Source organism: Microbacterium sp. BH-3-3-3, assembly GCF_007679045.1.
Classification (GTDB): domain Bacteria; phylum Actinomycetota; class Actinomycetes; order Actinomycetales; family Microbacteriaceae; genus Microbacterium; species Microbacterium algihabitans.
The window spans coordinates 58,524-84,860 of the sequence record NZ_VEFS01000005.1 but is presented as its reverse complement, the minus strand read 5'-3'; the positions used below and the strand labels follow the sequence as shown (position 1 = coordinate 84,860).

General features: G+C 72.0%; 22 protein-coding genes. 7 read left to right on the top strand and 15 right to left on the bottom strand.

Annotated elements, in window-relative coordinates; all coding sequences use genetic code 11:
- Positions 1-76: 76 nt before the first annotated feature.
- Positions 77-1,087: a LacI family DNA-binding transcriptional regulator gene (locus FS769_RS14015; protein ID WP_144834470.1), complete on the bottom strand. Its 1,011-nt coding sequence runs from the start codon at positions 1,085-1,087 to the stop codon at positions 77-79.
- Between the two features lie 196 nt (positions 1,088-1,283).
- Here FS769_RS14015 and FS769_RS14010 point away from each other — a divergent pair, with 196 nt between their 5' ends.
- Positions 1,284-3,380 (top strand): RICIN domain-containing protein, encoded by a 2,097-nt coding sequence (locus tag FS769_RS14010; protein WP_186325557.1) that lies wholly within the window; start codon positions 1,284-1,286, stop codon positions 3,378-3,380.
- Positions 3,381-3,564: 184 nt separating this feature from the next.
- Here the strand turns inward: FS769_RS14010 and FS769_RS14005 are convergent, their stop codons facing one another.
- A complete protein-coding gene (locus FS769_RS14005; RefSeq protein ID WP_144834468.1) occupies positions 3,565-7,245 on the bottom strand; it encodes a proline dehydrogenase family protein in 3,681 nt (1,226 codons plus the stop codon).
- Positions 7,246-7,411: 166 nt separating this feature from the next.
- Here FS769_RS14005 and FS769_RS14000 point away from each other — a divergent pair, with 166 nt between their 5' ends.
- Positions 7,412-8,389: an acetylxylan esterase gene (locus FS769_RS14000; RefSeq protein ID WP_144834467.1), complete on the top strand. Its 978-nt coding sequence runs from the start codon at positions 7,412-7,414 to the stop codon at positions 8,387-8,389.
- Positions 8,390-8,398: 9 nt separating this feature from the next.
- Here the strand turns inward: FS769_RS14000 and FS769_RS13995 are convergent, their stop codons facing one another.
- On the bottom strand, positions 8,399-8,959 hold the full coding sequence (locus FS769_RS13995) for an acyl-CoA thioesterase (protein ID WP_144834465.1): 561 nt from the start codon (positions 8,957-8,959) through the stop codon (positions 8,399-8,401).
- 48 nt (positions 8,960-9,007) lie between these two features.
- On the bottom strand, positions 9,008-9,910 hold the full coding sequence (locus FS769_RS13990; protein ID WP_144834463.1) for a DUF817 domain-containing protein: 903 nt from the start codon (positions 9,908-9,910) through the stop codon (positions 9,008-9,010).
- A 98-nt stretch (positions 9,911-10,008) separates the two neighbouring features.
- Here FS769_RS13990 and FS769_RS13985 point away from each other — a divergent pair, with 98 nt between their 5' ends.
- Positions 10,009-10,515: a GNAT family N-acetyltransferase gene (locus FS769_RS13985; RefSeq protein WP_144834461.1), complete on the top strand. Its 507-nt coding sequence runs from the start codon at positions 10,009-10,011 to the stop codon at positions 10,513-10,515.
- 1 nt (position 10,516) lies between these two features.
- Complete coding sequence (gene cofE, locus FS769_RS13980) at positions 10,517-11,275, top strand: coenzyme F420-0:L-glutamate ligase (RefSeq protein WP_144834459.1); 759 nt, start codon at positions 10,517-10,519, stop codon at positions 11,273-11,275.
- A 382-nt stretch (positions 11,276-11,657) separates the two neighbouring features.
- On the opposite strand, the gene FS769_RS17200 is transcribed toward cofE, so the two are convergent.
- Genes FS769_RS17200 through FS769_RS13965 form a run of 4 tightly spaced genes read right to left on the bottom strand, consistent with a single transcriptional unit; the run spans position 11,658 to position 13,541 of the window.
- Positions 11,658-11,810, bottom strand: coding sequence for a hypothetical protein (locus tag FS769_RS17200; protein ID WP_313959275.1), 153 nt, complete (start codon positions 11,808-11,810; stop codon positions 11,658-11,660).
- Positions 11,807-12,262, bottom strand: a complete 456-nt coding sequence (locus FS769_RS13975) for a CbiQ family ECF transporter T component (protein ID WP_313959274.1) — start codon at positions 12,260-12,262, stop codon at positions 11,807-11,809. Before FS769_RS13975 ends, FS769_RS17200 begins: the two co-directional genes overlap by 4 nt.
- Positions 12,256-12,942, bottom strand: coding sequence for an energy-coupling factor ABC transporter ATP-binding protein (locus FS769_RS13970; RefSeq protein ID WP_144834457.1), 687 nt, complete (start codon positions 12,940-12,942; stop codon positions 12,256-12,258). Before FS769_RS13970 ends, FS769_RS13975 begins: the two co-directional genes overlap by 7 nt.
- Positions 12,939-13,541: a biotin transporter BioY gene (locus tag FS769_RS13965; RefSeq protein WP_144834455.1), complete on the bottom strand. Its 603-nt coding sequence runs from the start codon at positions 13,539-13,541 to the stop codon at positions 12,939-12,941. The genes FS769_RS13970 and FS769_RS13965 overlap by 4 nt, the downstream gene beginning before the upstream one ends.
- 53 nt (positions 13,542-13,594) lie before the next feature.
- Between FS769_RS13965 and FS769_RS13960 the strand changes: the two genes are divergently transcribed.
- Positions 13,595-14,149, top strand: coding sequence for a TetR/AcrR family transcriptional regulator C-terminal domain-containing protein (locus FS769_RS13960; RefSeq protein ID WP_144834452.1), 555 nt, complete (start codon positions 13,595-13,597; stop codon positions 14,147-14,149).
- Between the two features lie 45 nt (positions 14,150-14,194).
- Here FS769_RS13960 and FS769_RS13955 read toward each other — a convergent pair whose 3' ends face one another.
- The 3 genes from FS769_RS13955 to FS769_RS13945 form a co-directional block, all read right to left on the bottom strand.
- Entirely contained in the window at positions 14,195-15,628 is a 1,434-nt protein-coding gene (locus FS769_RS13955; protein ID WP_260979768.1) for a cytochrome b/b6 domain-containing protein, read from the bottom strand.
- Between the two features lie 561 nt (positions 15,629-16,189).
- A complete protein-coding gene (locus FS769_RS13950; protein WP_144834448.1) occupies positions 16,190-17,155 on the bottom strand; it encodes an electron transfer flavoprotein subunit alpha/FixB family protein in 966 nt (321 codons plus the stop codon).
- A complete protein-coding gene (locus FS769_RS13945; protein WP_144834446.1) occupies positions 17,155-17,931 on the bottom strand; it encodes an electron transfer flavoprotein subunit beta/FixA family protein in 777 nt (258 codons plus the stop codon). The genes FS769_RS13950 and FS769_RS13945 overlap by 1 nt, the downstream gene beginning before the upstream one ends.
- Positions 17,932-18,249: 318 nt before the next feature.
- Here FS769_RS13945 and FS769_RS13940 point away from each other — a divergent pair, with 318 nt between their 5' ends.
- The gene (locus FS769_RS13940) at positions 18,250-18,777 is read left to right on the top strand and encodes a MarR family winged helix-turn-helix transcriptional regulator (RefSeq protein ID WP_144834444.1); all 528 of its coding nucleotides are present in this window, start codon (positions 18,250-18,252) and stop codon (positions 18,775-18,777) included.
- Positions 18,778-18,781: 4 nt separating this feature from the next.
- Here the strand turns inward: FS769_RS13940 and FS769_RS13935 are convergent, their stop codons facing one another.
- From FS769_RS13935 to FS769_RS13925, 3 genes are all read right to left on the bottom strand, one after another.
- Complete coding sequence (locus FS769_RS13935; protein WP_144834442.1) at positions 18,782-19,570, bottom strand: enoyl-CoA hydratase-related protein; 789 nt, start codon at positions 19,568-19,570, stop codon at positions 18,782-18,784.
- A 217-nt stretch (positions 19,571-19,787) separates the two neighbouring features.
- The gene (locus tag FS769_RS13930; RefSeq protein ID WP_144834440.1) at positions 19,788-20,966 is read right to left on the bottom strand and encodes an acyl-CoA dehydrogenase family protein; all 1,179 of its coding nucleotides are present in this window, start codon (positions 20,964-20,966) and stop codon (positions 19,788-19,790) included.
- An 80-nt stretch (positions 20,967-21,046) separates the two neighbouring features.
- A complete protein-coding gene (locus FS769_RS13925) occupies positions 21,047-21,766 on the bottom strand; it encodes a VIT family protein (protein WP_144834438.1) in 720 nt (239 codons plus the stop codon).
- Positions 21,767-21,956: 190 nt separating this feature from the next.
- Between FS769_RS13925 and FS769_RS13920 the strand changes: the two genes are divergently transcribed.
- On the top strand, positions 21,957-25,475 hold the full coding sequence (locus FS769_RS13920; protein WP_144834436.1) for a choice-of-anchor I family protein: 3,519 nt from the start codon (positions 21,957-21,959) through the stop codon (positions 25,473-25,475).
- Positions 25,476-25,601: 126 nt separating this feature from the next.
- Here FS769_RS13920 and FS769_RS13915 read toward each other — a convergent pair whose 3' ends face one another.
- The gene (locus tag FS769_RS13915; protein ID WP_186325556.1) at positions 25,602-26,318 is read right to left on the bottom strand and encodes a Type 1 glutamine amidotransferase-like domain-containing protein; all 717 of its coding nucleotides are present in this window, start codon (positions 26,316-26,318) and stop codon (positions 25,602-25,604) included.
- Positions 26,319-26,337: the final 19 nt, after the last annotated feature.

Here is a 26,337-nt window from a genome sequence, read left to right as displayed (position 1 = left end):
ACAAATTTACAACGATGGAGGTAAACGTTGTAAATGGATGATCGCCCGACCGTCGGGCGATGTCAAGCGCGAGTTCTCAGCGCGACGTCGATTCCCTCTCGATCAGCCGGAACTCAGCCCGGATCTCCCGCGGCGCATCACCGTCGTCGCCGACGATGCGGTCCACGAGCAGATCGACCGCGACCCGCGCGATCTCGGAACGGCCGGGATCGATCGTCGTCAGAGCCGGCAGCGAGTACCGCGTCTCGTCCAGATCGTCGAAGCCGATCAGGGCGACGTCGTCGGGGATCGTCACTCCGCGCTCGAGCATCACGCGCATCGCCCCCAAGGCGATCGAGTCGTTGAAAGCCACGACCCCGTCGAAGGCGAGCCCGGCGTCGAGCACGGCGCGCATGGCCTCGGCGCCGTCGATGCGGTGCCACCGGTCCACGGGTACGACGAGTGCGGGGTCGACGGTCAATCCCGCGGCCTCGATCGCCGCCTCGTATCCGCGCAGACGTAGGCCGGCCGAGCCGACGACCTCGCCCGGGTGCGAGCCCAGGGCCACGATGCGGCTCCGGCCGCCCCGCAGCAGGTGCGCGGTCGCCGCCTGCGCCGCCTCGGTGTTGCGCATCGTCACGTGATCGTGGGCGGAGTGGAAGATGCGCTCCCCCAGCAACACCATGGGCATGCCGACCTCATCGAGCAGCTCCGCGTCGTCTTCACCGAGCGACAGCACCGAGTACAGCACGCCATCGAGTCCCCGGCGGCGCGCGCCCCGCAGTGCGGCGAGCTCGCTCTCGCGATCGGCGTCGAATTGCTCGATGAGCACCGAGAAACCGCGCGCTCGCGCCGCCCGCATCACGTCGTCGGCCAGCTCGGCGAAGTAGGGATTGCGCAGGTCGGGGACGATGAGCCCGATCATGTCGGCACGACCCGAGCGCAGACTACGCGCCGCCTGATTGGGGCGGTATTGCAGCTGATCGATGGCCGCTTCCACCCGCTCGCGTGTGGTCACGCGCACGTGCGGATAGTTGTTGATCACGTTCGACACCGTCTTGATCGACACACCGGCCGCGCGGGCCACGTCGTGCAGCGTCGCAGTCATGGCATCCCCCTTGCTCTGGTCGAGACTCTACAACGTTGCACAAGCGAGCCTCGACGGCGAAGCTCTCCGCCATTTACGGTCGTGCCGTCTCTACAACGTTGTAGTAGCGCGGTCGAGACTCCATCCGCACCGAGCGGGTCGCTGCGCCGACGCGGGCGCGCACCGGCAGCCGCTTCCACCCAGAGGAGCACGAAACATGCCACATCCTTCTTCCCCCGCGCGACGACGATCGCGTCTTCTCGCCGCAGCGCTGACCGCCGCGGTCCTCGCCGTCGGCGGGATCGCCGCCGCAGGCCCGGCCGCGGCGGTGACGACCGGCAACGGCTCGGTCGTTTACTCACCCCCTGCGGGTTCGTCCTTCAACCCGGAGGGCGGCACCCCCGCCGGCACGACCTACGCGAAAATCGTCGTCCTGAAAAACAACGGGGCGAACAACGGCACGCAACTCGTCACCTTCGACAAGCTCGTCCTTCAGAACGGGCGACAGGTCTATCCGATCTATCGCAGCACCGACGACGGATCGTCGTGGACGAAGATCGCCGATGTCGACCCGAGCAGCACCTTTCCCGGATACACGCGCACCGCGCAACCGTTCCTCTACGAGCTCCCCCAGGCATCCGGCCCGCTCCCCGCGGGAACGCTCCTTCTGACCGGCATGATCATGCCAGAGGACCGCTCGAGCAGCCGACTGGTCGTCTACAAGAGCGCGGATCGAGGCGCCACCTGGTCGTTCCTGAGCACGATCGACTCCGGCGGCCCCGCCGTGTACGACCCCAGCCCTTCCTCGACGACGACCACCGTTTGGGAGCCCTCCTTCGCGATCGACGGCGGCGGTGGTCTCGTCGCGTACTACTCCGACGAGCGACAGAAGGCGTCCGGTGTCCTCCAGGCTGTGTCCTATCGTCGTTCCACTGACGGCGGCCAGACGTGGGGTGCACTGTCCAACGTGTCGGCACCGCCGAACCACAGCGACCGCCCCGGAATGATCACCGTCACCAAGCTCCCCGACGGGCGCTACCTCGCCACTTTCGAGGTCGTGAACCGCCCGAGCCAGTCGCAGAACACTGCACCGGTCTACTTCAAGACCTCCGCAGATGGGCTCAACTGGGGCGACACGACCAGCATCGGTGCGCCGATCCGGCTCGCCGACGGCCGCGGCATCGGCTCGTCGCCATATGTGAAGTGGGTGCCGGGCGGAGGCCCGAAGGGCATGGTCATCGTGGCCTCCAAGTGGTCGCTGACCTCGTCGGGCGCCATCGACGGCGGTCAGAACCTTTACGTCAATTACAACCTCGGCGCTGGAGCCTGGGAGCGCCTCCCCATGCCCGTCACGTACGACGCGAGCGACACGCAGGGGGGTAATTTCAGCGGCTTCGCCCAGGGCCTCGACGTCGGCACCGACGGACGCACGCTCTACCAGGCGACCAACGTCGAGAACACCGCAACCGGGCTCAATGACATCCGCGTCGGATCGATCCCGGTCGATGCCCAGCAGTACGAGGCCGAGAAGGCGACGATCACGGACGCGACGATCGTGACGCACGTGCAGGCGTCGAATGGTCGCAAGGTCGGCAACATCAACAACGCGGGGAGCTCGGTGCAGTTCACCGTCCGCGTCCCCGCTGCGGGTTCGTACACGCTGAACGTCCGGTACGACAACGGCAGCGGCAGCACGTCCACCCATGGCGTCAGCGTCAACGGCGGGACCAGTTCGTCGATCTCGTACCCTGCGACCGTCGACTGGGGCCGCTACGCGTGGGCGCAGAAGACCGTGACCCTCAATGCGGGGGTCAACACCGTCCGGTTCGCCAAGGGCACGGGCTTCGCCGAGATCGACACGCTGCACGTGTGGCGCTCGAGCGCGCTCGACCCGCAGTTCCAGGTCGTGAACCGCAACAGCGGGAAGCTCCTCGAGGTGGCGTCGGCTTCCCTCGCCGATGGCGCGGCCGTGGGCCAGTGGGGTCCGACCGAGAACGCTACGCAACGATGGACACTGCGTCCCACCGGAGTCGCCACGCAGCTCGTGAACGTGAACAGCGGCAAACTGCTCGAGATCCCGGGAGCGGCGACCGGCGACGGCGTCGACGCCGCGCAATGGGGCCCCACCGGCAACGCGACGCAGAACTGGAACGCCTCGACCAGCAACGGCTGGTGGACCTTCGCGAATGCGAACAGCGGAAAGATGCTCGAGATCGATGGCTGTTCCACGGCCGATGGTGCCATCGCCCAGCAATGGACGGCCAACGGTCTCACGTGCCAGCAGTGGCGTCTGGTGCGTGAGGGCATTCAGTAACGGCCCGGGCCCGCTCGGTCTGCGCTGTCGCGCGCCGGGCGGGCCCGAACCCGTCAGATCGAGTGCCCCGGACACCCGGGAAAGACTCGCGCGAAGCCCACGAGAACGAGCGCACCGCAGCACGGCGGGATGCGGGGGAGGAAGTCGTCGGCCGCTCGAACCGTCGGGTTCGGGAGACACCGCCTCAGATGGCCTCGGCGCTCCACGGGTCGGGCCGACCGAAGCGGAACGCCCCGATCGACACGGCCTGCTCGCGCAGGAAAGGCAGCAGCTCCAGGCGGCCCGCGGTGGTCACCTCGTCGGTGTACAGGGTCAGCGAGACGTCGGGACCCACCGCCTCGGCGACGGCGGAGCGCACGGCCGCCACCGTCGACGCCGGGCCGACCAGCCGCACGCGTGTCGGGCGCGGCGCGGCCTGGAAGGTCTCGAGAGCCTCGCCCTCCGCGGCATCCGGAACCACACCCGACAGCCGCTGCAGCCATTCCTCGTCGCTCTCGACCGACACGGGTACGCCGCTGTCGCCGAGCAGGTGCCGCACCGCGGCGGGCAGCCCCACCGGGGTGCTGAGGCTGTAGGTCGAGCCCGAGCGCACCGCGGCCACGAGCACGCGCAGCACGGCCTGCCACGCGGCGTCGGCCGTGGCGCGGATCGCGACGTCGGTCGGGCGGTAGCGGCGCAGGTTGCGCTCGACGCCGAGGCGCGAGACGTCGCGCACGCGTCCGTACTCGCGGTCCCAGGCGACGGCGTCGCTCAGCGCTCCGCGGCGCAGCCAGTCGAACGCCTCGTACGACAGCGAGGGCTGCGCGGCTTCGATCAGGCCCGTGATGCGGCTGTCGAGCCCGCGCAGGTGCAGGGTCGACGACGCCGCCCCGCCCGACGAGGGCCGCCACGAGCCGAGGGTCATGAGCCGGTTGGGTCCGCCCGACATCGCGCCGCCGCCGACGGTCGACGCGCCCCAGCCGCCGATCGGCTCGCGCTGCACGACGGCACCGGTCGACGGGCGGTTCACGCGCAGCACGGCCGCCTCGACGGTGCCGAGCCACAGTTCGAGGTCGGCGGTGTCGCGGGTGTGCAGTCCGGCGACGAAGCCCGACCCGATCGCGTTCTGCAGCTCGATCGCGCGGGTGACGGTGGGCGCGTGCAGCACGCCGAGCACCGGGGCGGCCACGGCGGCGCGGGTGAGGTGCGATCCGGCGGTCACGCCCGTGCGCACGCCGGGCGACCAGAAGCGTCCGGCGGTCTCGGGGCCGAGGTCGAGTTCGCGCGGCTCGACGAGCCAGTGCTCGCCGTCGCCGAGCACCGTGAGCGCGCGGCGCACCTCGCCACTCGGCTCCTCGACGAGCGGACCGACGTCCGACAGCGGGTCGTCGGCGGGCCCCACCCGCAGCGACAGCACGGCGTCGCGCAGCTGGTCGGCGAAACGCGTCGAGCGTGCGACGGCTCCGACGAGGATCACCAGCGAGGTCGCGGTCGCCGCCTGCCCCGCACGGGTGAAGGCGCCCGCGACGATGTCGGCGACGGCCTGGTCGATGTCGGCCGAGGGCGCGACGATCGTGGCGTTGCGGCCGGCGGTCAGCGCCTGCATCGGCAGGTCGGGCCGCCACGTCGCGAAGCGCTCGGCGGTCGTGCGGGCTCCCGCGAGCAGCACCCGGTCGATGCCCGGGTGCACGACGAGCGCCCGGCCCGAGGCGTCTTCGTTCAGGTCGACGAAGGCGAGCAGGTCGCGGGGAACCCCGGCGGCCCACAGGGCTTCGGCCACGACCGCGCCGGCGCGGCGGGCGCGGGGCGACGGCGTCAGCAGCACTCCGGAGCCTGCGACGAGGGCGGCGAGGGTCTCGGCGGCGCAGAGGCCGACCGAGGAGTTCCAGCGCGGAGCCACGACGGTGACGCGGTCGGGCACGAAGACGGCGCCGGGCACCCGGTCGAGTTCTTTCGCCGTCGCCGCGGCGTAGGCGGCGGCGTCGACCGCCTGGCTCACCTCGGCGTCGGCCTCGCCCACGAGGGCACCGCTCTCTGCGGCGAGCACCTCGATCAGTTCTGCTCGGCGCTGTGCCAGCGTGCGCGCGGCCCCGCCGATGACGACGGCGCGCTCCGCGGCGGCGAGCGCACCCCACTGTTCGGCGGCCTCGGCGACCCGGGCGATCACGGCGTCGAGTCCGGCTTCGTCGTCGATGCGGCCGGCGGCGGCGGTGGCGTCTCCGGCGGTGGAGCCGGCGACGCGATCGAGCACCGCGAGCGCCCAGTCGCGATCGGCGGCGACGCCCGGATCGGTGTCGGCGACGTTGCGGAACCCGGGGGCTCCCCCGGCGAGCTCCGCGCTCTCGCGCGCCGAGAACACCGCGGTGTCGACGAAGGCCTGCCCGCCGAAGAGCATCTGCTGCACGTCGGGGCCCAGGGCGGAGGTGTCCCCGGATGCCGCGGCCTCACGGGCGATGCCGAGCACCGCCTGCGTCAGCCCGGCCTCTTCCGCGTCGTCGGCAGCGCGTTCGCGCAGGATCGCCTGCTCCTCCGCGAGGTCGCGCTGCGGCGCTCGGGCGGGCGGGGCCGGATCGGCGGCCGCGGCGAGCGCGCGGAGGGCGCGCGCAGCGACACCCCGCGTCTCGGGCGGGTCGATCTCGTCGACGCCGTCCGCGGCGAGGGAGGCCGCGGGCACCGCCGAGGGAAGGGCGGGCGCGGCGGTGACGGCCTCGACGTGCGCGCGGGCCAGGCGAGCGGCGACGTCGTCGAGGTCGTCGGGGTGGGCCGCGGCGACGGCGACCACGTGCGGGGCGTCGGGAGCCCACGATGCCGCTGCGGGCAGTACCAGAAGGGCGTCCGCTCCGGCCTCGTCGACGTGGGCGAGCGCCAGCGCGGCGCGCTCGGGGTCGACGGTGGCGATCTCGAGCGAGAGCCCCTCGCGGCCTCGGTCGGTCAGGGCTTCCCGCAGGGCGCGCACCAGCTGGGCGTCGACGGCGTCGCGGGCGGTGACGGCCGGGGCGAGCCACCCGTGGCGGGCGGCGTCCACGGCATCCGTCGTCTCGATCACCGCGTCGCTCAGCCGCACGGTGAGCGGCGCTCCCCCGGCGCTGACGCGCACGCGCGCCCAGGCGGCGAGTTCGCCGACGGCCGCGAGGCTCTCGGGCACGGCGATCGGCAGGCGGATGCCCGCGCGCAGTCCGCTCAGGCGCGGCTCCTCGAGCACGCGGGTCAGCACGGCGACGGCGAGGTCGAGGTCGCTCCGCCCCTCGACCACGAGCGTGACGTGCGTGTCGGCGGCGGCGGCATCGAGGAACAAGGGCAGCAGTCGTTCGGCCGCGTGCTCGACGTCGGCGTCGAACGCCCACGGCGACGGGTTCGCCACGGCGTCGGCGACCGACAGCGACACCCGGCTCACGTCGTCGCGCTGCACGAGCGAACGGATGCCGTCGAGCCGGCGCCGCGCGGACTGTTCACCGAGCACGGCGGGCCCGACCAGGCGCACCTCGACCGAGGTTCCGTCGGCGGCGAGACCCGCCAGGCCGACACCCAGACGCTCGGGGCGCGCGTCGAGGGCGAGGCCGGCGAGCAGGTCGCGTAGCGCACGGCGCGCGAGGGGAACGGCCGGGGCGGGGAGCACGGGGGCCACGGCTCCGCCGAGGTGCACGGCTCCGCGCACGAACCACGGCAGCTCGGCGGGGATGTCGGCGGCGAGCCGGTGCAGAGCGGAGGCGGCGGCCGTCGTGCTCTCGGGACGCAGCACGCCGTCGACCGCAGAGGCGACGAAACGCGCCGTCGCGGGGTCGGTGGCCCCGGCGCGGGGCACGAGGGCGGCTGCGCGTGTCGCGGCCCGCGAGGCGAGGTCGGACGAGAGCGCGGGACCGGTGGCGGGCGGGTCGACGGGGCTCATGATCGACAGCCTAAGCACGCCGCGCGCGCTGGCCCGGCGGCCCGCCGAGCGGCGGCGGAACGACCGTGCAGACGGCATCCGCGTGACGCTCCGCGACCCCGGGCCGCCCGCGATCGGCACGGCTTCGCTACTGTCGTCCCGTCCCCGCACCGACGAAGGATCCGCCATGGCTCACACCCTCACCGACATGCCCCTCGAGCTCCTGCGCGCCTACCGCCCCGAGCTCACCGCGCCCGACGACCTCGACGCGTTCTGGGACGAGACCCTCGCCGAGGCCCGCGCCGCCGCCCGACCGAGCACGCTGGTCGACGTCGACGGCCCGCTGCGCGCGCTGCGGGTGCAGGACCTGACGTTCACGGGCTATGCGGGCAACGAGATCCGCGGCTGGGTCGTGCGCCCGCACGGCGACGAGGTTCTCCCCGCGGTCGTGGAGTTCATCGGCTACGGCGGGGGCCGCGGCCTGCCCGGCGAGAAGACCGCCTGGGCCGCCGCCGGCTACGTGCACGTGATCATGGACACCCGCGGGCAGGGCTCGACGTGGAGCGTGGGCGAGACCCCCGACCCGCACGGATCGGCCGCCGCCTTCCCGGGCGTCATGACCCGCGGCATCCGCGACCCGCACGACTACTACTACCGCCGGCTGTACACCGACGCGGTGCGCCTGGTCGACGAGGTGCGCACGTTCGCCGGGGTCGATCCCACGCGCATCGCCGTCACCGGCGGCAGCCAGGGCGGCGGGCTCGCGATCGCCGCCGCAGCGCTGGCCGGCGACGCGGTGGCGGCCGTCATGCCCGACGTGCCGTTCCTGTCGGACTTCCCGAGCGCCATCCAGCGCACGCCGTCGGCACCGTTCACCGAGATCACGCGCTACCTGTCCGTGCACCGCGACGCCGCGGCCGACGTGCTGCGCACGCTGTCGTACGTCGACGGCGCGATCCTCGCCCGGCGCATCACCGCGCCCGCGCTGTTCTCGGTCGCCCTCATGGACGACATCGTGCTGCCGTCGGGCGTCTTCGCGGCCTTCCACGCCCTGGCATCCGACGATGCCGCCCTCGAGGAGTACGCCTACAACGGGCACGAGGGTGGCGGCTACCGCCACTGGATGAAGCAGGTGGCCTGGCTCGACGCCCGCTTCGGGCGCTGAGCCGCGGGCTCACTCCCAGACGCTGGGCGCCGGACGCTTCGTCGACGGCAGGGCGGAGCCCGCGGCCCAGTCGTGCACCCACGACTCGATGTCAGGAAGACCCTCGGGCCGACCCACGGCGGCGAAGAGCTCGTCGTGCGGCACGGTGCCACCGGTTCGGCGCAGGATCCGCGCCCGGATGATCGCGCGGGCGTAGATCTCGCCGCGCACGAGGGCGCGGTGCTCGAGGTACACCGCGCGGTCGTCGTGGCCGATCATGCGCGTCTCGAGGTCGAAGCGCTGACCGAGCTCGAGCGAGCGACGGAAGGTGATCGTCTCAGCGGCGACCACGGCGTACCAGCCCTGCTTCGTCATCGCCTCGACGAGTCCCGACCGCGTCAGCAGGTCCCACCGCCCGAGGTCGAACAGCGACAGGTAGCGCCCGTTGTTCATGTGGCGCAGCAGGTCGACGTCGGTGGGCAGCACGCGGATGCGCATGCGCGTCACCGTGCTGGGGTCGATGGGGCCTTCGCGACGGAGGCGACGGCGAGCACGAGCGAGCACCAGCAGGGTGCGCCAGAGGACGTTCACGAGGGGCGAGCGTAGCGATCCGACCACGGATCGACGATTGCCTTGTGCTCAGTCGACAAGTGCCCGGTCCACGCCCCGTACAGATCTCTGCGGTTCCCGCGGCGGGTAGACCCAGGTCACGAGCACGACCGACACGATCATGAGCAGGAACCACGACGAGAGCTTCGACACGTCGACCGGATGCCACTCCCCGACCTGCGACGGGTACAGCCAGGCTCCGGCGTAAGTCGCGATGTTCTCGGCCAGCCAGATGAACACCGCCACCCCCGCGAAGGCCAGGAGGATCGGCATCCGGAACCGCCCGCGGAAGAAGCGGAGATGCATCATCGTGCGACCCCACAACACGACGACGGCGAGGATCAGCACCCAGCGCAGATCGACGATCCAGTGGTGGGTGAAGAAGTTGGCGTAGATCGCCACGGCGACGACCGCCGTGATCCACCTGCGCGGGTAACGCGTGAAGCGGAGGTCGAACAGGCGGTACACGCGCACCATATAGCTGCCGACCGCCGCATACATGAACCCGCTGTACAGCGGCACCCCGCCGAGGCGCAGCACGCCGTCGGCCGCGTACATCCACGACCCGACGTCGGTCTTGAAGAGTTCCATCAGCGTCCCGACGACGTGGAACGTGACGATCACGCGCAGCTCGCGCAGGGTCTCGAGACGTCCGAGCACCATGACGACCTGGATCAGGACGGCCGCGATCGTGAGGGCGTCGTTGCGCGCCAGCGGCGCGTCATCCGGGTACCAGAGCTTCGCCGCGAGCACCACGGCCAGGAACGCGGCGCCGAACACGCACGCCCACGCCTGCTTGAGCACGAAGACGGCGAACTCGACCAGACGCGCTCGGGCACCCAGGTCCGGAGCGGTCGCGAGCAGACGGTTCGCGAGGGCGTCGAGACGCGCCTCGACGGAGGTCAACCGGGGGCGTTCCGACACGGCGGTCATGCTGGCACGCACGTCTGACAAAGTGCCGCTTGTACCGCACGAGACGGGCTCCGGCGGTCGATTTCACCCTGGACGGATGCCGCGCGTAGAGTCGCGCCATGACTGCGGAAATCCGAGCCGACATCGTCGTCCGTCCGGTGCGCGACGTGGATGCCGAGGCCCTGGGCCGCGTGCACGCCACCTGCTGGCACGAGACCTACGACCACCTCATCAGCACCGCCGCCCTCGAGGCCGTGTCGCCTCGTCGCATGGCCGAGCTCTGGACCCACTGGGCCGCTCAGGGCGAGGACTACCGCATGTACGCCGCCCTCGTGAACGGCGAGATCGTCGGGTTCGTCGGCTCCGGCCCCGCGCGCGACGACGACGCCCCGCGCGAGCGCGAGCTGTACTTCATCTACCTGCTCGACGCCTACCACGGCACCGGGATCGGCCAGCGCCTGTTCGACGCCGCCGTCGGAGAGGGCGAAGGACTGTACCTCTGGGTCGCCGACGACAACCCGCGCGCGCACCGGTTCTACCAGCGCAACGGATTCACGCTCGACGGCGCCTCGCACACCGAGCCGTTCCTCGGTGAGGAGCTCACCGAGGTGCGCTTCGTCCGCTGACGTGCTGCAGATCTGGGCCCTCGACGGCATCCCCGAGATCACCCCGGGCGATGACCTCGTCCAGGCGATCCTCGATGCCGTGGGCGACCCCCTGCGCGACGGCGACATCGTCGTGGTCACCAGCAAGGTCGTGTCGAAGGCCGAGGGGCGCATCATCCGCGCCGACGACCGCGAAGACGCCATCACGCGCGAGACCGTGCGCCTCGTCGCATCCCGCACCTCCCCCACCGGGCACGTGACGCGCATCGTCGAGAATCCGCTCGGCATCGTCTCGGCCGCGGCCGGCGTCGATGCGAGCAACACCCCCGAGGGCACCGTGCTGCTGCTGCCGGTCGACCCCGACGCCTCGGCCCGCGCCCTTGCGACCGGACTGCGCGCCGCGACCGGGGCGCACGTGGGCGTGATCATCACCGACACGCTCGGGCGCGCGTGGCGCGAGGGCCAGACCGATCACGCGATCGGGGCCGGCGGCGTCCACGTGTTCGAAGACCTCCGTGGGACGACGGATGCCGAGGGCCGCCCCCTCGTGGTGACCCTGCCGTGCGTCGCCGACGAGATCGCCGCCGCCACCGACCTGGTCAAGGGCAAGGCCGCGCGGCGCCCCGTCGCGATCGTGCGCGGGCGCGCCGACCTCGTGGGCGACCTCGACCTGCCGGGTGCGCGCTCGATCGTGCGGGATCCGGTGCGCGACATGTTCCGCCAGGGCGCCGACGAAGCGTACGCCGAGGGGTTTGCCGCGGGGCGAGACGCCGCGGGCTGAGCACGACGGGCTGGCGTCGCGGGCTGACGTTTGCGCGTTGGGCTGACGTTTGCGCGTCGGGCTGGCGTCGCGCGTCGGGCTGCCGGACGCCTCGCCACCGCGGGCGGGGCGGACGGGACCATGTCCCGATATGCGCAGACCGTGTCCCCGTTATGGCTGGATGGAGCCCTCCGAAGCAGCCAGAAGTGGGACATGCTCCCGCGTCGGACGGCCAGGGCGCGGAAGCTCAGCGGATGCCGCGGGCGCCTCTCCACCGCGGGCGGGGCCGACGGGACCATGTCCCGATATGCGCAGACCGTGTCCCAGTTATGGCTGGCTGGAGCCCTCCGAAGCAGCCAGAAGTGGGACATGCTCCCGCGTCGGGCAGCCAGGGCGCGGAAGCTCAGCGGATGCCGCGAGCGGCGAGGCCCTCGCCGAGGTCATCGGCGTGACGCAGAGCCGACACCAGCAGCGGCAGCGCACCGCGCCGCGGTGAGGGACGCAGCCCCCGCGCCCGCTGGGCATCGCTCACCTCGGCGGCGAGCCGCGCGATCACGGGATCGTGGTGATCGTCAGGGTCAGCAGCAGCGCGGCGCGGCCGGGATCGACACCGCACCGCGCGAGAGGAGCGAGTCCCCGCTCGAGGGCGTCGAGCAGCGCCGGGACCGGCGTGCTCACCGGCACGAGATTCACGACCAGCAGCGCTGCCACGACGCGACCGGTGTTCGCAACCGCGGGTTCGAGGCCGAGGAAGATCAGCTGACCGGCGGCGGTGACGACGATGACCCACCGCAGCCCCGACAGCGACTCCGCCAAAGCGCGCAGGCCCCGCCCGACCCCCATGCCGCTCCCGGCATACAGGACGAGCGGCAGCAACAGCACCATCGCCGTGACCCACGTCGACGGCAGCGCCGCGACCGCCATGGCGACCAGCGCGAGCATCGCGAGCTTCGGACCCGCCGGCATCCGGTGCAGCCATCCCGTCGCGGGGACGTACAGGCTCAGCACGCGAGCGCTTCCTCGTAGGCGTCGACGACGTCGAAGGAGGCACCGGATGCCGCGACCCGGCCGTCCGCGATGAGCACCGCGCTCTCGCAGCGTCGGGCCAGGGCGAGGTCGTGCGTGACCAGTACGAGCGCGTGTCCGGCGTCGGCGAGCAGGTGATCGGCGACGCGGCGCGCGTTGCGCCCGTCGAGCACGGCCGTCGGCTCGTCGGCGATCACCAGCGCGGGCTCGCGCACGAAGGCACCGCAGAGGGCGAGCAACTGCTTCTGTCCACCCGACAGATCCTGAGCGGGGCGGTCGCCCAGTCCGTCGAGTCCGAACCGCGCGAGGGCCGCCTCGACGCGGGCGTCACGTTCGCGCCGCGGCAGACGTGCCGCGCGCAACGACAGCGCGACGTCTTCGGCGACGGTGGGCATCATGATCTGGGCGTCGGGATTGCTGAGCACCAGCGCGACCTTCGCGCGGAGCGCGGCGGGATCGCGGTCGGGGTCGCACCCGAGCACGCGCAGGTCTCCCTCCGTGCGCCGCACGAGACCCGCGAGCACCCGGGCGAGCGTCGACTTGCCCGAGCCGTTGTCGCCGATCAGGGCGATCGTGCGCGCCGACAGGTCGAGCGACACCTCGCGCAGCACCTCGCGCCCGCCGAGGCGGACGCCCAGCCCCGCGCAGCGGATCACGCTCACGCCGCGACGCCGACCCGACCCCGATCGGGCGCCGCGACCCGCCACGTGCGGCGGAATCCGCGCGGGTAGGCGCGCACGAGTGTCGTCACGACAAGGGTGGCGACGGCGGCCTTGAGCAGGTCGCCCGGCACGAACACGAGGCTCGACAGCGCCGTCTCACCGAGCGGCAGGCGCGTGACGAGACTCTGCACCGGGATGCCGATCGCGTAGATCGCCAGCACGCCCCCGACGATCATGGCCAGCGCCGTGCGCCAGACGACCGGGCGACGAGCGCCCGCGTGCACGACGAGACCGATGACCGCGGCACCCAGGATCCACCCCAGCGCGTAGCCGGCGGTCGGCCCGACGAAGACGCCGAACCCGCCGCGGCCGCCGGCGAGCAACGGCAACCCCACGGCGACGAGCGCCAGCAGCACGGTCACCGAGAGCGCGCCGAGCCACGGCCCGAGCACGGCCCCGGCGAGCATCACGCCCAGGGTCTGCGCCGTGATCGGCACGCCGCCGAACACCGGGAAGCTGCCGGGCAACCCCAGCACGGCGATGAGAGCGGAGAAGACGGCGACGCGGGCGAGGTCGGTGGCGTCGAGGGTGCGAGTCATGAGGAGCCTTCCTGAACAGTGTTCACCTGAACGGCGTTCACTATACTCACACCATGGCTCCCCGAGGACACTCCGCCGACGACGTCGCCCTCACCGCGCTGCGGATCCTCGACGAGCACGGGCTCCCCGACCTGACGATGCGGCGCCTCGCCGCCGCCCTCGAGGTGCAGCCGAGCGCGCTGTACTGGCACTTCCCGAACAAGCAGACACTGCTCGCCGGTCTCTCCGATCGGATCGTCGGGCGCATGGCATCCGGCCCCTCCGTCGACCTCGTGGCGGAAGCCCGCGCCCTGCGCGAGGCCCTCCTGGCGTACCGCGACGGCGCCGAAGTGGTCTCGAGCACCCTGGCGATGGGTCTCGGTTCGACGGTGGCGCACGACCGACTCGCGGCGGCCGTGGTCGCCGACGGGTTCGACGACGAGACCGCCCGCCGGGTCGCCACCACCGTGCTGCACTACGTGCTCGGTTTCGTGTGGCACGAGCAGCAGCGCCTGCAGTACGACAGCGCAGGAGCTCGCGAGGGCGCCGCGGGCGGACTGGCCGACGACGACTTCGCCTCGGGGCTCGAGCTCATCGCCGCGGGGTTGCGGGCGCGCGGACGCGTCTGACGTGCCTTCGCTGCGTCGGAGCGGCGGTCTCGACCCGCGCCGGCCTCAGCGCTGCTTGACGTCGCCGAACAACCGCGCGATGGGCACCAGCACCGCCGGCCGCGCCGCCACCCACGCCGCGGCCATCACCACGAGCGAGGCCGCGAAGATCAGCAGACCGGTCGGGTCGCTCGTGTACGCGGCGGGGTCTTCCGAGCCGCGTGCGGCGTACATGTGATTGAGGTTTCGCAGCGCCCCGGTGGCCAGCACGAGGGCGACGTGCACGACGATGAACGCGACGAAGAAGAGCATCGTGGGGAAGTGGACCTTGCGCGCCCACTCGGCCGGATACAGCCTGTCGAGCTTCTCGGCGTTCTTGGGCCACACCCCCGACAGACGCACGCCGCTGATGATCGCGAGGGGCGCGGCGACGAACGTGATGGCGAAGTACGACAGCTGCTGCAGGCTGTTGTAGTTCACCCACCCGTTCTCGGTCGGCCAGTCGAGTGAGGCGTATTGCAGGGCAGCCGACAGCGCGTTGGGGAAGACCTCCCACGAGGTCGGCACGATCCGCATCCACTGTCCGGTGACGAATAGCAGCACGACGAAGATCACGCCGTTGGCGATCCATAGGACGTCGAGCGCCTGATGGAACCACAGCGCCAGGCTGATGCGCCGCTTCTTGTTGTTGCGCGGCGACCAGAACGCGGCCGGGCGCTTCTCGCGGCGCACCTGCCAGCCGGTGCGGATGATCAGCAGCAGGAAGAAGCTGTTGAGGAAGTGCGACCAGTTCAGCCAGGCCGGGAGCCCGACCGGCGCCGACTCGGGCAGGTGGTACTCGCCGGGGAACGCCGCGAGGAACTCGCGGCCCGGCCCGATCGCGAGCACGAAGCGCGCGACGAGCACGACGATGCCGACGAGTGCCAGCGCGAAGACGCCGAGCACGGCGGTCGAGCCCAGCAGCTGCACGGGTGAGAAGTCGGCGAGGCGGGTACCTGCTGCTGCCGCACGTGGCGGGGCCCCCGGGGGGCGCTTCTGCGTGAGCGCCGGCGTCGTCGCGCGGTTCCGGGCCGCGGCTCCCGGCCAGACCGTTCGCGGAACGGTGAGGGGCGGGCGCGGGGATGGCGTCGATGGTCGGGCGTCTGCGGCCGGGGCCGGGGTCGCGAACGCCGCCGTCGCGCGAGCGGTCTCGTCGGAACTCGCCGCAGGCACGGCGTCCGGGTCCGCATCGGATCCGCTCACCGTCGCGGTCGCCGGGGTCTCGGCATCCGCACCGGAATCGGATCCGCCCACCGACATCGGACGCTCGGGCTCGACCTCTCCGAGCGCGCCGCGATTCTGCGCTTCTCGGGCGGTGTCGGGGTGCTGGATCGAGGGCGGAACGGCGGATGCCGGCGGCCAGGGCTCCCCGCCGGGCTCGCGCGGGAGTCCCCGACGCATGCCGGCCGCTTCCTCGCCCGCGGGGGTCGCGGCATCCGATCCTGGGCCGGAAACGCTCACCGTCGGGGCCTCGGCGCCGGAACCGCTCGCCGTCGAGGGCGCCGGGTTCCCGGCATCCGCACCCGGGTCGGATCCACCCACCGAGACCGGGCGCGCGGGCTCGGCCGATCCGGTCCCGGGGCGGTTCCCCGGTTCTGCTGCGGCACCAGGACGTACAGTGGAGGACGGAACGGCGGATGCCGACGGCCACGGCTCCCCGCCGGGCTCGCGCGGCATTCCGCGACGCACACCGCCCGCCGCGGCCGGCGCGGGAGCGGTCGGTACCTCGGCCTCAGGCGACACGGAAGCGGGCGACGTCTCGGCCTCGGGCGAGGCAGGAGGGGTCGGCGCGGACGCGGGCGCCACAGAGCCGGACGGGTGCACCGGACGCCGATCCCCGGGCGTCTCGGATCCGGATCCGTCGCGCGGGTCCGAATCCGTTGCGGCCAGAGCAGCGTCCGCGCCGTCGGCGTCACCCGCTCCGGGCACGCTCGAGGCCGCGGGCGGCCAGGGCTCCCCGCCGGGGGTGCGCGGCAGCCCGCGTCGCGGGGTGCGGGGTGTGGACGCCATCTACTCTCGGGATTACTTCTTGTGGGCGTTCAGCGCGCTGAGGAGCTGCGGGACGACGGTGAACAGATCTCCGACGATACCGAAGTCGGCGATCTCGAAGATGGGGGCTTCCGGGTTCTTGTCGATCGCGACGATCGTGCGCGCGGTCTGCATGCCCGCGCGGTGCTGAATCGCCCCCGAGATGCCGAGCGCCACGTACAGCCGCGGCGACACCGTCACCCCGGTCTGTCCGACCTGCGCGGCGGCCGGCACGTACCCCGCGTCGACCGCGGCCCGCGAGGCGCCGACGGCCGCACCGAGGGCATCGGCGAGCTGCTCGACGAGGGCGAAGTCTTCGCGCGAGCCCACTCCGCGACCGCCGGCGACGACCGCCGCGGCCCCGCGCAGTTCGGGACGCGACGAGGCGACAGCGGTCTCGGCGAACCCTTCGACGCGGGCGTGGGGGGTTCCGGATGCCGCGACCTCGAGGCTCTCGACGACGAGCGGTCGCGCATCGAGACGCTCTTCGACGGATCCGGGGCGGAGCGTCGCCGCGAGGGGGCCGAAGGTGGGTGCCCCGTCGACGGTGAAGGCGCCGCCGAACGCCGCGTGATGGGCGACCACGCCGAGGTCGTCGCGGCCGACGCCCACGACGTCTGTCGCGAGGGGCATGCGCAGGCGTGCGGCCAGTCGCGCGAGCGCGTCGCGCGACTCGACCGCGTGCGACGCGAGCACGAGGTCGGGGCTCTCCTTCGCGACCGCCGCGGCGAGCGCGTCGACGACCGGACCGGTCAGGGCATCGGCATCGGTGACGGCCGTGAGCACGCGCGTCGCGCCGAGCTCCGCCGCCTCGGCAGACGCCCGTTCGAGCACATCGGCCGTGGAGGCGATCAGAGCGACGGGGTCTCCGACGGTCGCGGCGGCGGCGAGCAGGCCGGGGGCGGAGGCGGCCAACGCCCCGCCGGGCAGCACCTCGAGCAGCACGAGGGCCGCGGTCATCACGCCACCCCCTCGGACATGAGGAAGGCTGCGAGCTTCTCGCCCGCATCGCCCTCGTCGACGATCTTCGTGCCGCCCGCGCGCGGTGGCCTCTCGTCGACGGACAGCATGATGTACCGCGCGACGGCGGGATCCTCGACCTCGACGCCGAGTTCGGCGGCATCCACGGTCTCGTACGGCTTCTTCTTGGCCGCCATGATCCCCTTGAAGGTCGTGAACCGCCCCTCGGGCATCGCCTCGGTGATCGACACCACGGCCGGCAGCGCCGCCGAGACCCGCATGGTGCCCGCGTCGCTCACGCGGTCGCCGGAGACGGCGTCGTCCGACACCTCGAGGCGCGACAGGGCCGTGAGCTGCGGTACTGCCAGCAGCTCGGCGACCATCGCCGGCAGCACGCCCCCTCCCCCGTCGGTCGACAGGTTGCCCGCGATCACCAGGTCGAAACCGGTGCGCCGGATCGCCGCGGCCAGCACCTCGGCGGTGAGCACGAGGTCGGCCCCGCGCAGGGAGTCGTCGACCACGTGCACGGCCGAGGTCGCCCCCATCGCGAGGGCCTTGCGCACGGTCGCCGTGGCCGAGGCGGGCGCCATGGCCACGACGACGACCTCGGTGCCCGCGTGCGCGTCGGCATATGCGAGGGCAGCCTCGACGGCCCGCTCGCCGATCTCGTCGAGCACGGCCGCCGCTCCCGCGCGGTCGGTGAGCCCGGTCTCGAGGTCGAGCCGACGCTCGCCCCAGGTGTCGGGCACTTCTTTGATCAGGACCACGATCTTCATCGACGGGGCTCCTTCGGAGAGAGGGCGGATGCCGCTGCATCGCGGCAGCGTGTGAGTGCGAGGCGCGAACCCCAGGTCCCTGAGCCTGTCGAAGGGACCGGGACCAGGCGCGAGAGTCCGGACAGGCCCCGCCGCGAAAGCAAGGTCCCTGAGCCTGTCGAAGGGACCGGGACCGGGCGCGAGAGTCCGGACAGGCCCCGCCGCGAAAGCAAGGTCCCTGAGCCTGTCGAAGGGACCGGGGGCTTCGAGAGGCTCAGCCACCGCTCACGTGAGGTCCCCGACCCGCCCGAGCGGTACCGTGAAACGCGAGGAGGACCGATGACGCGACGACTGCCTGTCGACCCGATCGCCGAGGCGAAGCGCCAGTGGCTCGCGCACGGGTGGGACGACGCCGCCGATGGCATGACCGTGGTGACCTCGGTGATCCGCGCGCACCAGCTGCTGATGGCGGCGATCGACCGCGCGCTCAAGCCCTTCGACCTGTCGTTCTCGCGCTTCGAGATGCTGCGGCTGCTCGCCTTCACGCGCGAGGGGCGGATGCCGATGGCCAGCGCCATCGCGCGCCTGCAGGTGCACCCGACGAGCGTGACCAACACGGTCGAGCGCCTCGCACGCGACGGGTACGTGACGCGCGAGCCGCATCCGACCGACGGCCGCGCGGCGTTGCTCGCGCTAACCGACGCCGGCCGACGCCGAGTCGACGAAGCCACCGACGCGCTCAACGCCGTGTTCGCCGACCTCGGCCTCGACGACGACGATGCGAGGGCGCTCGTGCGGATCATCGCGCGCTTCCGCAAGGGTGCGGGCGACTTCGCCGACCCCGCCCCGGTGCCCGACCCGCTCTGAGCACTCATCGGTGCGTGAACGACGGCGCGCGCTTCTCGCGGAACGCCGCCATCCCCTCTTTCTGATCGGCCGTGTCGAACAGGGCCGCGAAGGCCTGACGCTCGAACCGCACGCCCTCGGCGAGGGTCGACTCCAGCGCGACGTCGAGGGCCGCCTTCGCCGCGTACAGGGCGGGTAGCGGCTTCTCGGCGATCGTCTGCGCGACCTTCTCGGCCTCGTCGAGCAGCTCGGCCGCGGGCACGATGCGCGAGACGAGTCCCGCGCGCTCGGCCTCGGCGGCGTCGATCATGCGGCCGGTCAGCACGAGCTCGGCCGCCTTGTAATAGCCGAGCGCCCGCACGAGACGCTGCGTGCCGCCCATTCCCGGGATGACGCCCAGCTGCACCTCGGGCTGGCCGAACTTCGCGCGATCCGAGGCCAGGATGACGTCGCACATGAGGGCGAGCTCGCATCCTCCGCCCAGGGCGTAGCCCGACACCGCCGCGATCACGGGGGTGCGCACGGCCGCGAAGCGCGCCCACGCGCCGAAGTGGTCGGTGAGCATCATGTCGAGACCCGACTTCTGCTCCATCTCTTTGATGTCGGCGCCCGCGGCGAAGGCCTTCTCGCTCCCCGTCACCACGATCGCCCCGACACCCTCGTCGACGTCGAAGGCTTCGGCAGCCGCGACGACGTCGCGCATCGACTGCGTGTTCAGCGCGTTCAGCGCCTCGGGCCGGTCGAGGAAGATCCACCCCACGCGGCCTCGCTGCTCGACGCGGATCGTCTCGTATCCGGCATCCGGTTCGGTCATGGTGACTCCCGTCGTCTCGAGTGATGGTCGCAGCGGCTTCTCCCGCCCTCGAATGCTCGCACGCCCCACCGACATCGATCGAGGGTCTTGCCGCACGGCGTCGGCGGCAGCGCTCTTCGCGGCGGCGTCGGCCCGGTTCGGGGCGGATCCTGTCGTTCGGGGCGGGGAATTCACGCCCCAAGCGACGGAATCCGCCCCAAACGGAATAAGGGCCCCCTCACGCCGCGAGGACGCTGCGGCCCACGATGAGCCGCATGATCTCGTTGGTCCCCTCGAGGATCTGGTGCACGCGCAGATCGCGCACGACCTTCTCGATGCCGTAGTCCTGCAGATAGCCGTAGCCGCCGTGCAGCTGAAGCGATTCGTTGGCGACGCGGAAGCCCACGTCGGTCGCGAACCTCTTCGCCATGGCGCACCGGGTCGCGGCATCCGGAGTCTTCGCATCGAGCGCGGTCGCCGCATCGCGCACGAGCAGGCGCGCGACTTCGAGCTCGGTCGCCATGTCGGCCACCGCGAACACGACCGACTGCTTCTCGGCGAGGGCCTCGCCGAAGGTGAAGCGCTCGTGCACGTACGAGATCGCACGGTCGAGCGCCCAGCGCGCCCCGCCGATCGAGCACGTGGCGATGTTGAGGCGGCCGCCGTTGAGGGCGTTCATCGCGATCGAGAAGCCGCGACCCTCGCCGCCGAGCAGGTTCTCGGCGGGTACGCGCACCTCGTCGAGGATCACGGCGCGAGTGGGCTGAGCGTTCCAGCCCATCTTCTTCTCGTTCGGTCCGAACGACAGCCCTTCGGAGTCGGCGGGCACGATGAAGGCGCTGATGCCGCGCGCTCCGGGCTCCCCCGTGCGGGCCATGACGACGTAGACCGACGCCTCGCCGGCGCCCGAGATGAACTGCTTGACCCCCGTCAGCACGTAGGTGTCGCCGTGCCGGATGGCCGAGGTGGTGATGGCCGCGGCGTCCGATCCGGCGCCCGGTTCGGTGAGGCAATACGCGCCGAGATCGTCCATAGCCACGAGTGACGGCAGCCACCGCTCGCGCTGGGCGGAGGTGCCGTAGGTGTCGATCATCCACGCCACCATGTTGTGGATCGTGATGTAGGCCGTCACCGTCGGATCACCGTAGGCGAGCTCCTCGAAGATCGCCACCGCGTCGGCGCGCGACAACCCGGCGCCGCCCACGTCGTCATTGACGTAGACGCCGCCGAGACCCAGCTCCCCCGCGCGGCGCAGCACGTCGCGGGGGAAGTGCTTCTCGGCATCCCATTCGAGGGTGTGCGGGGCGAACTCGGTCGCGGCGAAGTCGCGCACGGCGTCGAGGATGGCGTCGCGCTCGTCGGAACTCAGGGTGCCGGTCGACGGGGCGTCGAGCGCGGGAGCAGGGGTGGTGTCCATGCGGCTCTCCTTCGGAAGGCGACGGCGTCGTCGCTCCCCTCAGATTAGCTGGACGTCCTACTAATTGATAGAGGTACCGACTACGAGGCGGAGACCCCGAACAACGCACCGACCGCGTAGGTCGCGGCGAGTGCGAGCGCCCCGCCGATCACGGTGCGCAGCACCGCGCGTCCGCGCCGCGCACCGCCGAGCACGGCGGCGACGTACCCCGTGATCGCGAGCGCGATGAGCACCGCGACGAAGGTGAGCGGCACGCGGATCTCGACCGGCGCGAGCAGGATCGTCGCGAGCGGCAGCAGGGCACCGATCGTGAAGGCGACCGCCGAGGCGAAGGCCGCGGCCCACGGGCTCACCACGTCTTCGGCGTCGATGTTGAGCTCGACCGAGAGGTGGGCCTTGAGGGCGTCGGATGCCGTGAGCTCGTCCGCGACGCGCGTCGCGGTGTCGCGCGACAGCCCCTGGGCCTCGTACATGCCCACGAGCTCGGCGAGTTCGGCCTCGGGATCTTCGGCGAGCTCGCGCTTCTCCTTCTGGATGAGGGCGCGCTCGCTGTCGCGCTGGCTCGAGACCGAGACGTACTCGCCGAGCGCCATCGAGATGGCGCCACCGACGAGGGCGGCGAGGCCCGCGATGAGCACCGGACCGGTGTCACTCGTGGCGCCCGCGACGCCGACCACGACCGCGGCGGTCGAGACGATGCCGTCGTTGGCGCCGAGCACCCCGGCGCGGAGCCAGTTGAGTCGTTGGGAGAGTCCCTGGCGGTGCGGCTCGTCGGCGTGAGCCCCGTTCGCTGTCGTCATGCGGTCAGGGTAGACCCGCCCACCGACGGCGGGACGGGCTTGCGCCGCACCGGAGGGGGAGGCGTTCGCCCCTCGTTCACCGATGGGTCACCGAGCCCCGCGAGGATCGCAGCGTCCGCGCCTTCCGCCGCGGATCGGTGCGCTCCCGCCACACCGCGCATCGCCCTCTCCCCGTACCCGAGGACACAGCATGCCTTCGCCTTTCCTCCGCCGTGCGGTCGCGTTCACCGCGACCACGGCGGCCGTGTGCGCACTCGCGCTATCGAGTGCCTCCGCGGCATCCGCCGCCATCGTCCCCGACCCGGTCCGCGACGCTCCCGCCGACAGCGCGGTGAGCCTGCGCCCGCTCGGCAGCTACGAGACCGGGGTGTTCGACCAGTCGGCCGCCGAGATCGTGCACGCCTACAAGAACCGTCTGTTCGTCGTCAACGCGCAGGCCGGCGCCGTCGACGTGCTCGACAACGGCAACCCCGCGGCCCCGACGAAGCTGTACTCGATCACCGGCACCGGCGTCGCCAACTCCCTCGCCGTCCGCGCCGACGGCCTCGGCGTCATCGCGCTCGAAGACGTCGACAAGACCGCGCCCGGTCGCCTGGTGTTCTTCGACGCGGATGCCGCGGAGCCGACGATCCTCGGAGAGGTCACCGTGGGCGCTCTGCCCGACATGGTGACGATCTCCGACGACGGCACCTCCGCGGTCGTCGCCAACGAGGCGGAGCCCGCCGACGACTTCTCGGTGGACCCCGAGGGTTCGGTCGGCGTGGTGTCGCTCCCCACCGCCAAGGCGGCCCCGACGCAGGACGCCGTGCGCACCGCCGGATTCGCCGCGTTCGAGCAGGGCGGATCGAAGACCCTCGACCCCGCCGTCCGCGTCTTCGGCCCCGACGTCGCCGCCCCCGACCAGGGCAGCACCCCGCTCGCCGCGAACCGCGTCAGCCGCAACCTCGAGCCCGAGTTCGTGACGATCGCCGGTTCCACCGCCTACGTCGCCCTGCAGGAAGCCAATGCCATCGCGGTCGTCGACCTCGCGTCGGCCGAGGTCACCGGCATCCGCCCCCTGGGGTTCAAGGACTACGGCGTGCAGACGCTCGACGCCAGCGACCGCGACCCCGAGGACGCCCCCACCTACACCGAGAAGAGCTATCCCGGGCTGTTCGGCATGTACATGCCCGACGGCATCCAGGCCTACGAGGCGAACGGCGAGACCTACCTCGTCACCGCCAACGAGGGCGACGGCCGCGAGTGGGGCGACTTCAACGACACCGCTCGCGTGAAAGACCTCGGCGACGACGGCCTCGCCCCCGTCTGCGCCGACAGCCCACTCGCGGGTTCGCTCGACGACGCCGACCTGGGTCGCCTCAACGTCGCCACCGACATGGGCCTGAACGCCGACGGCACCTGCTACTCCGAGCTGTACACGTTCGGCGGCCGCGGCTTCTCGGTGTGGACCACCGACGGCGAGCAGGTCTTCGACTCCGGCTCCGACTTCGAGCGCATCACGCACGACGCCAACCCCGAGTTCTTCAACTCGAACCACTCCGCCTCGAACTTCGAGGGCCGCAGCGACGACAAGGGCCCCGAGCCCGAGAACCTCGCCATCGGCCAGGTCGACGGACGCACCTACGCCTTCATCGGCCTCGAGCGCGTCGGCGGCGTGATGACCTACGACATCACCGACCCCTCCGATGCGACCTACGCGGGCTACGTGAACAACCGCGACTTCTCGATCTCGGTCGAAGACCAGCTGACGGGCGACGAGACCGCCGACCGCGAGCTGCTGGCCAAGGCCGGCGACCTCGGCCCCGAGGGCGTCGAGTTCATCGCCGCCGAGAACTCGCCCACCGGTCGCCCGCTCGTGGCCGTCGGCAACGAGGTCTCGGGCACCACGACGGTCTTCTCCGTCGAGAACCCGAACGTGAAGAACATCGACATCCTCACGATCAACGACTTCCACGGCCGCCTCGAGGCGGGATCACAGGGCGAGGCCGGCGCTGCCGTCATCGCCGGCGCCGTGAAGGCGAAGGAGGCCGCGAACCCGAACACGCTGTTCGTCTCGGCCGGTGACAACATCGGCGCGTCGACGTTCACCTCGCTCATCCAGGACGACTCCCCCACGATCGACACGCTGACGGCCTTGGGCCTCGACGTCTCGGCCGTCGGCAACCACGAGTTCGACCGCGGCTTCGCCGACCTGACCGATCGCGTGCTCCCCGAGTACGGCGGCGGCGAGTTCGGCCTCGGCGCGAACGTCTACAAGAAGGGCACGAAGGAGCCCGTCCTCGACGAGTACGCGATCAAAGACGTCGACGGCGTGCGTGTGGCCTTCATCGGCACCGTGACCCCCGACACCGCGACCATGGTCGACCCGGCAGGCATCGCCGACCTCGAGTTCGGCGACCAGCTCGAGGCCGCGAACCGCGTGGCCGACGAGATCACGGCCGGCGACCTCGCCGACGTCATCGTGCTGCTCACCCACTCGGGTGCCGCCTCGTCGAACGACTGCGCCGCGCTCGAGGCCGACCAGGCCGGATTCGGCAAGCTGGCCGTGAACGCCTCGCCCGAGATCGACGCGATCGTCTCGGCGCACACGCACCAGACCTACGCCTGCGACGTGCCGGTCGCCGGCACCGACCGCACCCGACCGGTGATCCAGGCCTCGGAGTACGGCAAGGCCATGGGCCAGCTGTCGCTGAGCTGGAACACCCGCACCGACTCCCTGGCATCCGTCTCGGGCACGACGTTCCCCCTCGCGGGAGCGTTCGCTCCGGATGCCGCGATCGAGGCCAAGGTCGCCGAGTACGTCGCACAGGCCGACGTGATCGGAGCGAAGCCGGTCGGCGAGATCAGCGGCGATATCCTGCGCGGTGGCACCCCCTCGGGCTCCGACCGCGGCGTCGAGTCGTCGATGGGCAACTGGGTCGCCGACGTCTACCTGTGGGCGACCTCGCAGAACCCCGCCTACGCCGGCACCACGGCGCAGATCGCGCTGATGAACCCGGGCGGCCTCCGCGCCGACCTGCTGAAGGGCGACGACGGGGTGGTGACCTACAAGGAGGCCGCTCTCGTGCAGCCCTTCGCCAACACCCTGGTGACGGTGACCCTCACGGGTGAGCAGATCCGCGAGATCCTGAACGAGCAGTGGAAGGCCGAGGGCGACCGCCCGAAGCTGCACCTCGGCGTCTCGGACGGCTTCACCTACGAGTACGTGCAGGACGCCGCGAACCCGCGCGTCGGCTCGGTCGTCTCGATGGCCTACCAGGGCCAGCCGATCGCCGACACCGACACGTTCACGGTCGTGACGAACTCGTTCCTCGCCAACGGCGGAGACGGCTTCCCGACCTTCGCCGCCGGCACCGACCGCACCGACACGGGTCAGATCGACCTCGACGCGACCCTGGCGTACTTCGAGGCGACCCCCGTGGTCGACCCCGCTCCGCTCGGCCGCGCGATGCTGTCGACGGGTGGGACGCCCGCGCCCGGTGAGCCGGGTCAGCCCGGCGAGCAGCCCGGCGACCCCGGCACGCAGCCCGGTCAGCCCGGCGCCCAGCCCGGTCAGCCCGGCGCCCAGCCCGGTCAGCCGGCGGGCACCCCCGGCGGCGGACTCGCCAACACCGGCGTCGAGGCCCCATGGGGCATCGCCCTCGCGGGTGGCTTCCTCGTGGTCGCGGGCGGTCTCGCCTTCGCCCTGCGCAAGCGTCGCACCGTCTGACGCCCGACACCGGAACGGCCCTCACCCTCGCGGGTGGGGGCCGTTCCCGTTCGCGTGAGGGGTCGGAAAGTGTCACCTGGATGCGCGCCAGGCGACACTTCTCGACCCCTCACGCGGGCGCGGCGCTCAGGCGCGGAGCACCTGGACGTGCACCCCGGATGCCGCGGACTCGACGCGCCAGACCTGCCCGCTGCCGCGAACGGTCGGGGCCGCCTGCGCCGAGACCACCAGGGCCGTGTCCTCGTCGATCGCCACGCCCTCGGCGACGAGGCCGGCATCGACCGCCGCGACCAGACGCGAGAGGGTGCCCCACTGGGCGGCGTGCACGTCGACGGCGAAGTCGAGGAGTCCGAGACCCGGGCGCACCTCGACCTCGTCGAGCTCTTCGCTCGCGTCCTGCGACACGACCTCGACCCCGCCCACGCGGTATCCGCCGACGAGCGCCGGGGCGGCGGCGATGACCGCACCGGCCGAGAACCCGGCGTAGGGGACCCCCTCCAGGACTCGGTGGATCACGGCATCCCCGATCCGTCCGAAGGCGTTCAGGTATGCCGGGGTGAGGCCACCGCCGACGAACAGCCCGTCGGCGTCCAGCGCCGAGGCTTCGTAGACCTCGCCCTCGACGATCGACTCCACGCGGATCTCCTCCGCCGCGGCGCCGGCCGCCTCGAGCATCGCGGTGAAGCGCGCGACCGACGAGTCGTCGTCGGCCTCGAGGACGAGCAGCAGGGCGATCACGGGGGCGCGATGCGCGGCCCGCTGCCGCGCCTCGGCGACGAACGGGCGCAGCAGGTCGCCGCAGCGCGCGAGGTCGCGACCGCCGCCCAGGAGGAAAACACTCATGCGCCCAGTATCCCGGGGC

Excerpts from the sequence above, each read along its gene's own strand:
- FS769_RS14015 (WP_144834470.1), bottom strand. The coding sequence starts at position 1,087 with ATGACTGCGACGCTGCACGACGTGGCCCGCGCGGCCGGTGTGTCGATC.
- FS769_RS14010 (WP_186325557.1), top strand. The coding sequence starts at position 1,284 with ATGCCACATCCTTCTTCCCCCGCGCGACGACGATCGCGTCTTCTCGCC.
- FS769_RS14005 (WP_144834468.1), bottom strand. The coding sequence starts at position 7,245 with ATGAGCCCCGTCGACCCGCCCGCCACCGGTCCCGCGCTCTCGTCCGAC.
- FS769_RS14000 (WP_144834467.1), top strand. The coding sequence starts at position 7,412 with ATGGCTCACACCCTCACCGACATGCCCCTCGAGCTCCTGCGCGCCTAC.
- FS769_RS13990 (WP_144834463.1), bottom strand. The coding sequence starts at position 9,910 with ATGACCGCCGTGTCGGAACGCCCCCGGTTGACCTCCGTCGAGGCGCGT.
- FS769_RS13985 (WP_144834461.1), top strand. The coding sequence starts at position 10,009 with ATGACTGCGGAAATCCGAGCCGACATCGTCGTCCGTCCGGTGCGCGAC.
- FS769_RS13965 (WP_144834455.1), bottom strand. The coding sequence starts at position 13,541 with ATGACTCGCACCCTCGACGCCACCGACCTCGCCCGCGTCGCCGTCTTC.
- FS769_RS13960 (WP_144834452.1), top strand. The coding sequence starts at position 13,595 with ATGGCTCCCCGAGGACACTCCGCCGACGACGTCGCCCTCACCGCGCTG.
- FS769_RS13950 (WP_144834448.1), bottom strand. The coding sequence starts at position 17,155 with ATGACCGCGGCCCTCGTGCTGCTCGAGGTGCTGCCCGGCGGGGCGTTG.
- FS769_RS13945 (WP_144834446.1), bottom strand. The coding sequence starts at position 17,931 with ATGAAGATCGTGGTCCTGATCAAAGAAGTGCCCGACACCTGGGGCGAG.
- FS769_RS13940 (WP_144834444.1), top strand. The coding sequence starts at position 18,250 with ATGACGCGACGACTGCCTGTCGACCCGATCGCCGAGGCGAAGCGCCAG.
- FS769_RS13935 (WP_144834442.1), bottom strand. The coding sequence starts at position 19,570 with ATGACCGAACCGGATGCCGGATACGAGACGATCCGCGTCGAGCAGCGA.
- FS769_RS13930 (WP_144834440.1), bottom strand. The coding sequence starts at position 20,966 with ATGGACACCACCCCTGCTCCCGCGCTCGACGCCCCGTCGACCGGCACC.
- FS769_RS13925 (WP_144834438.1), bottom strand. The coding sequence starts at position 21,766 with ATGACGACAGCGAACGGGGCTCACGCCGACGAGCCGCACCGCCAGGGA.
- FS769_RS13920 (WP_144834436.1), top strand. The coding sequence starts at position 21,957 with ATGCCTTCGCCTTTCCTCCGCCGTGCGGTCGCGTTCACCGCGACCACG.
- FS769_RS13915 (WP_186325556.1), bottom strand. The coding sequence starts at position 26,318 with ATGAGTGTTTTCCTCCTGGGCGGCGGTCGCGACCTCGCGCGCTGCGGC.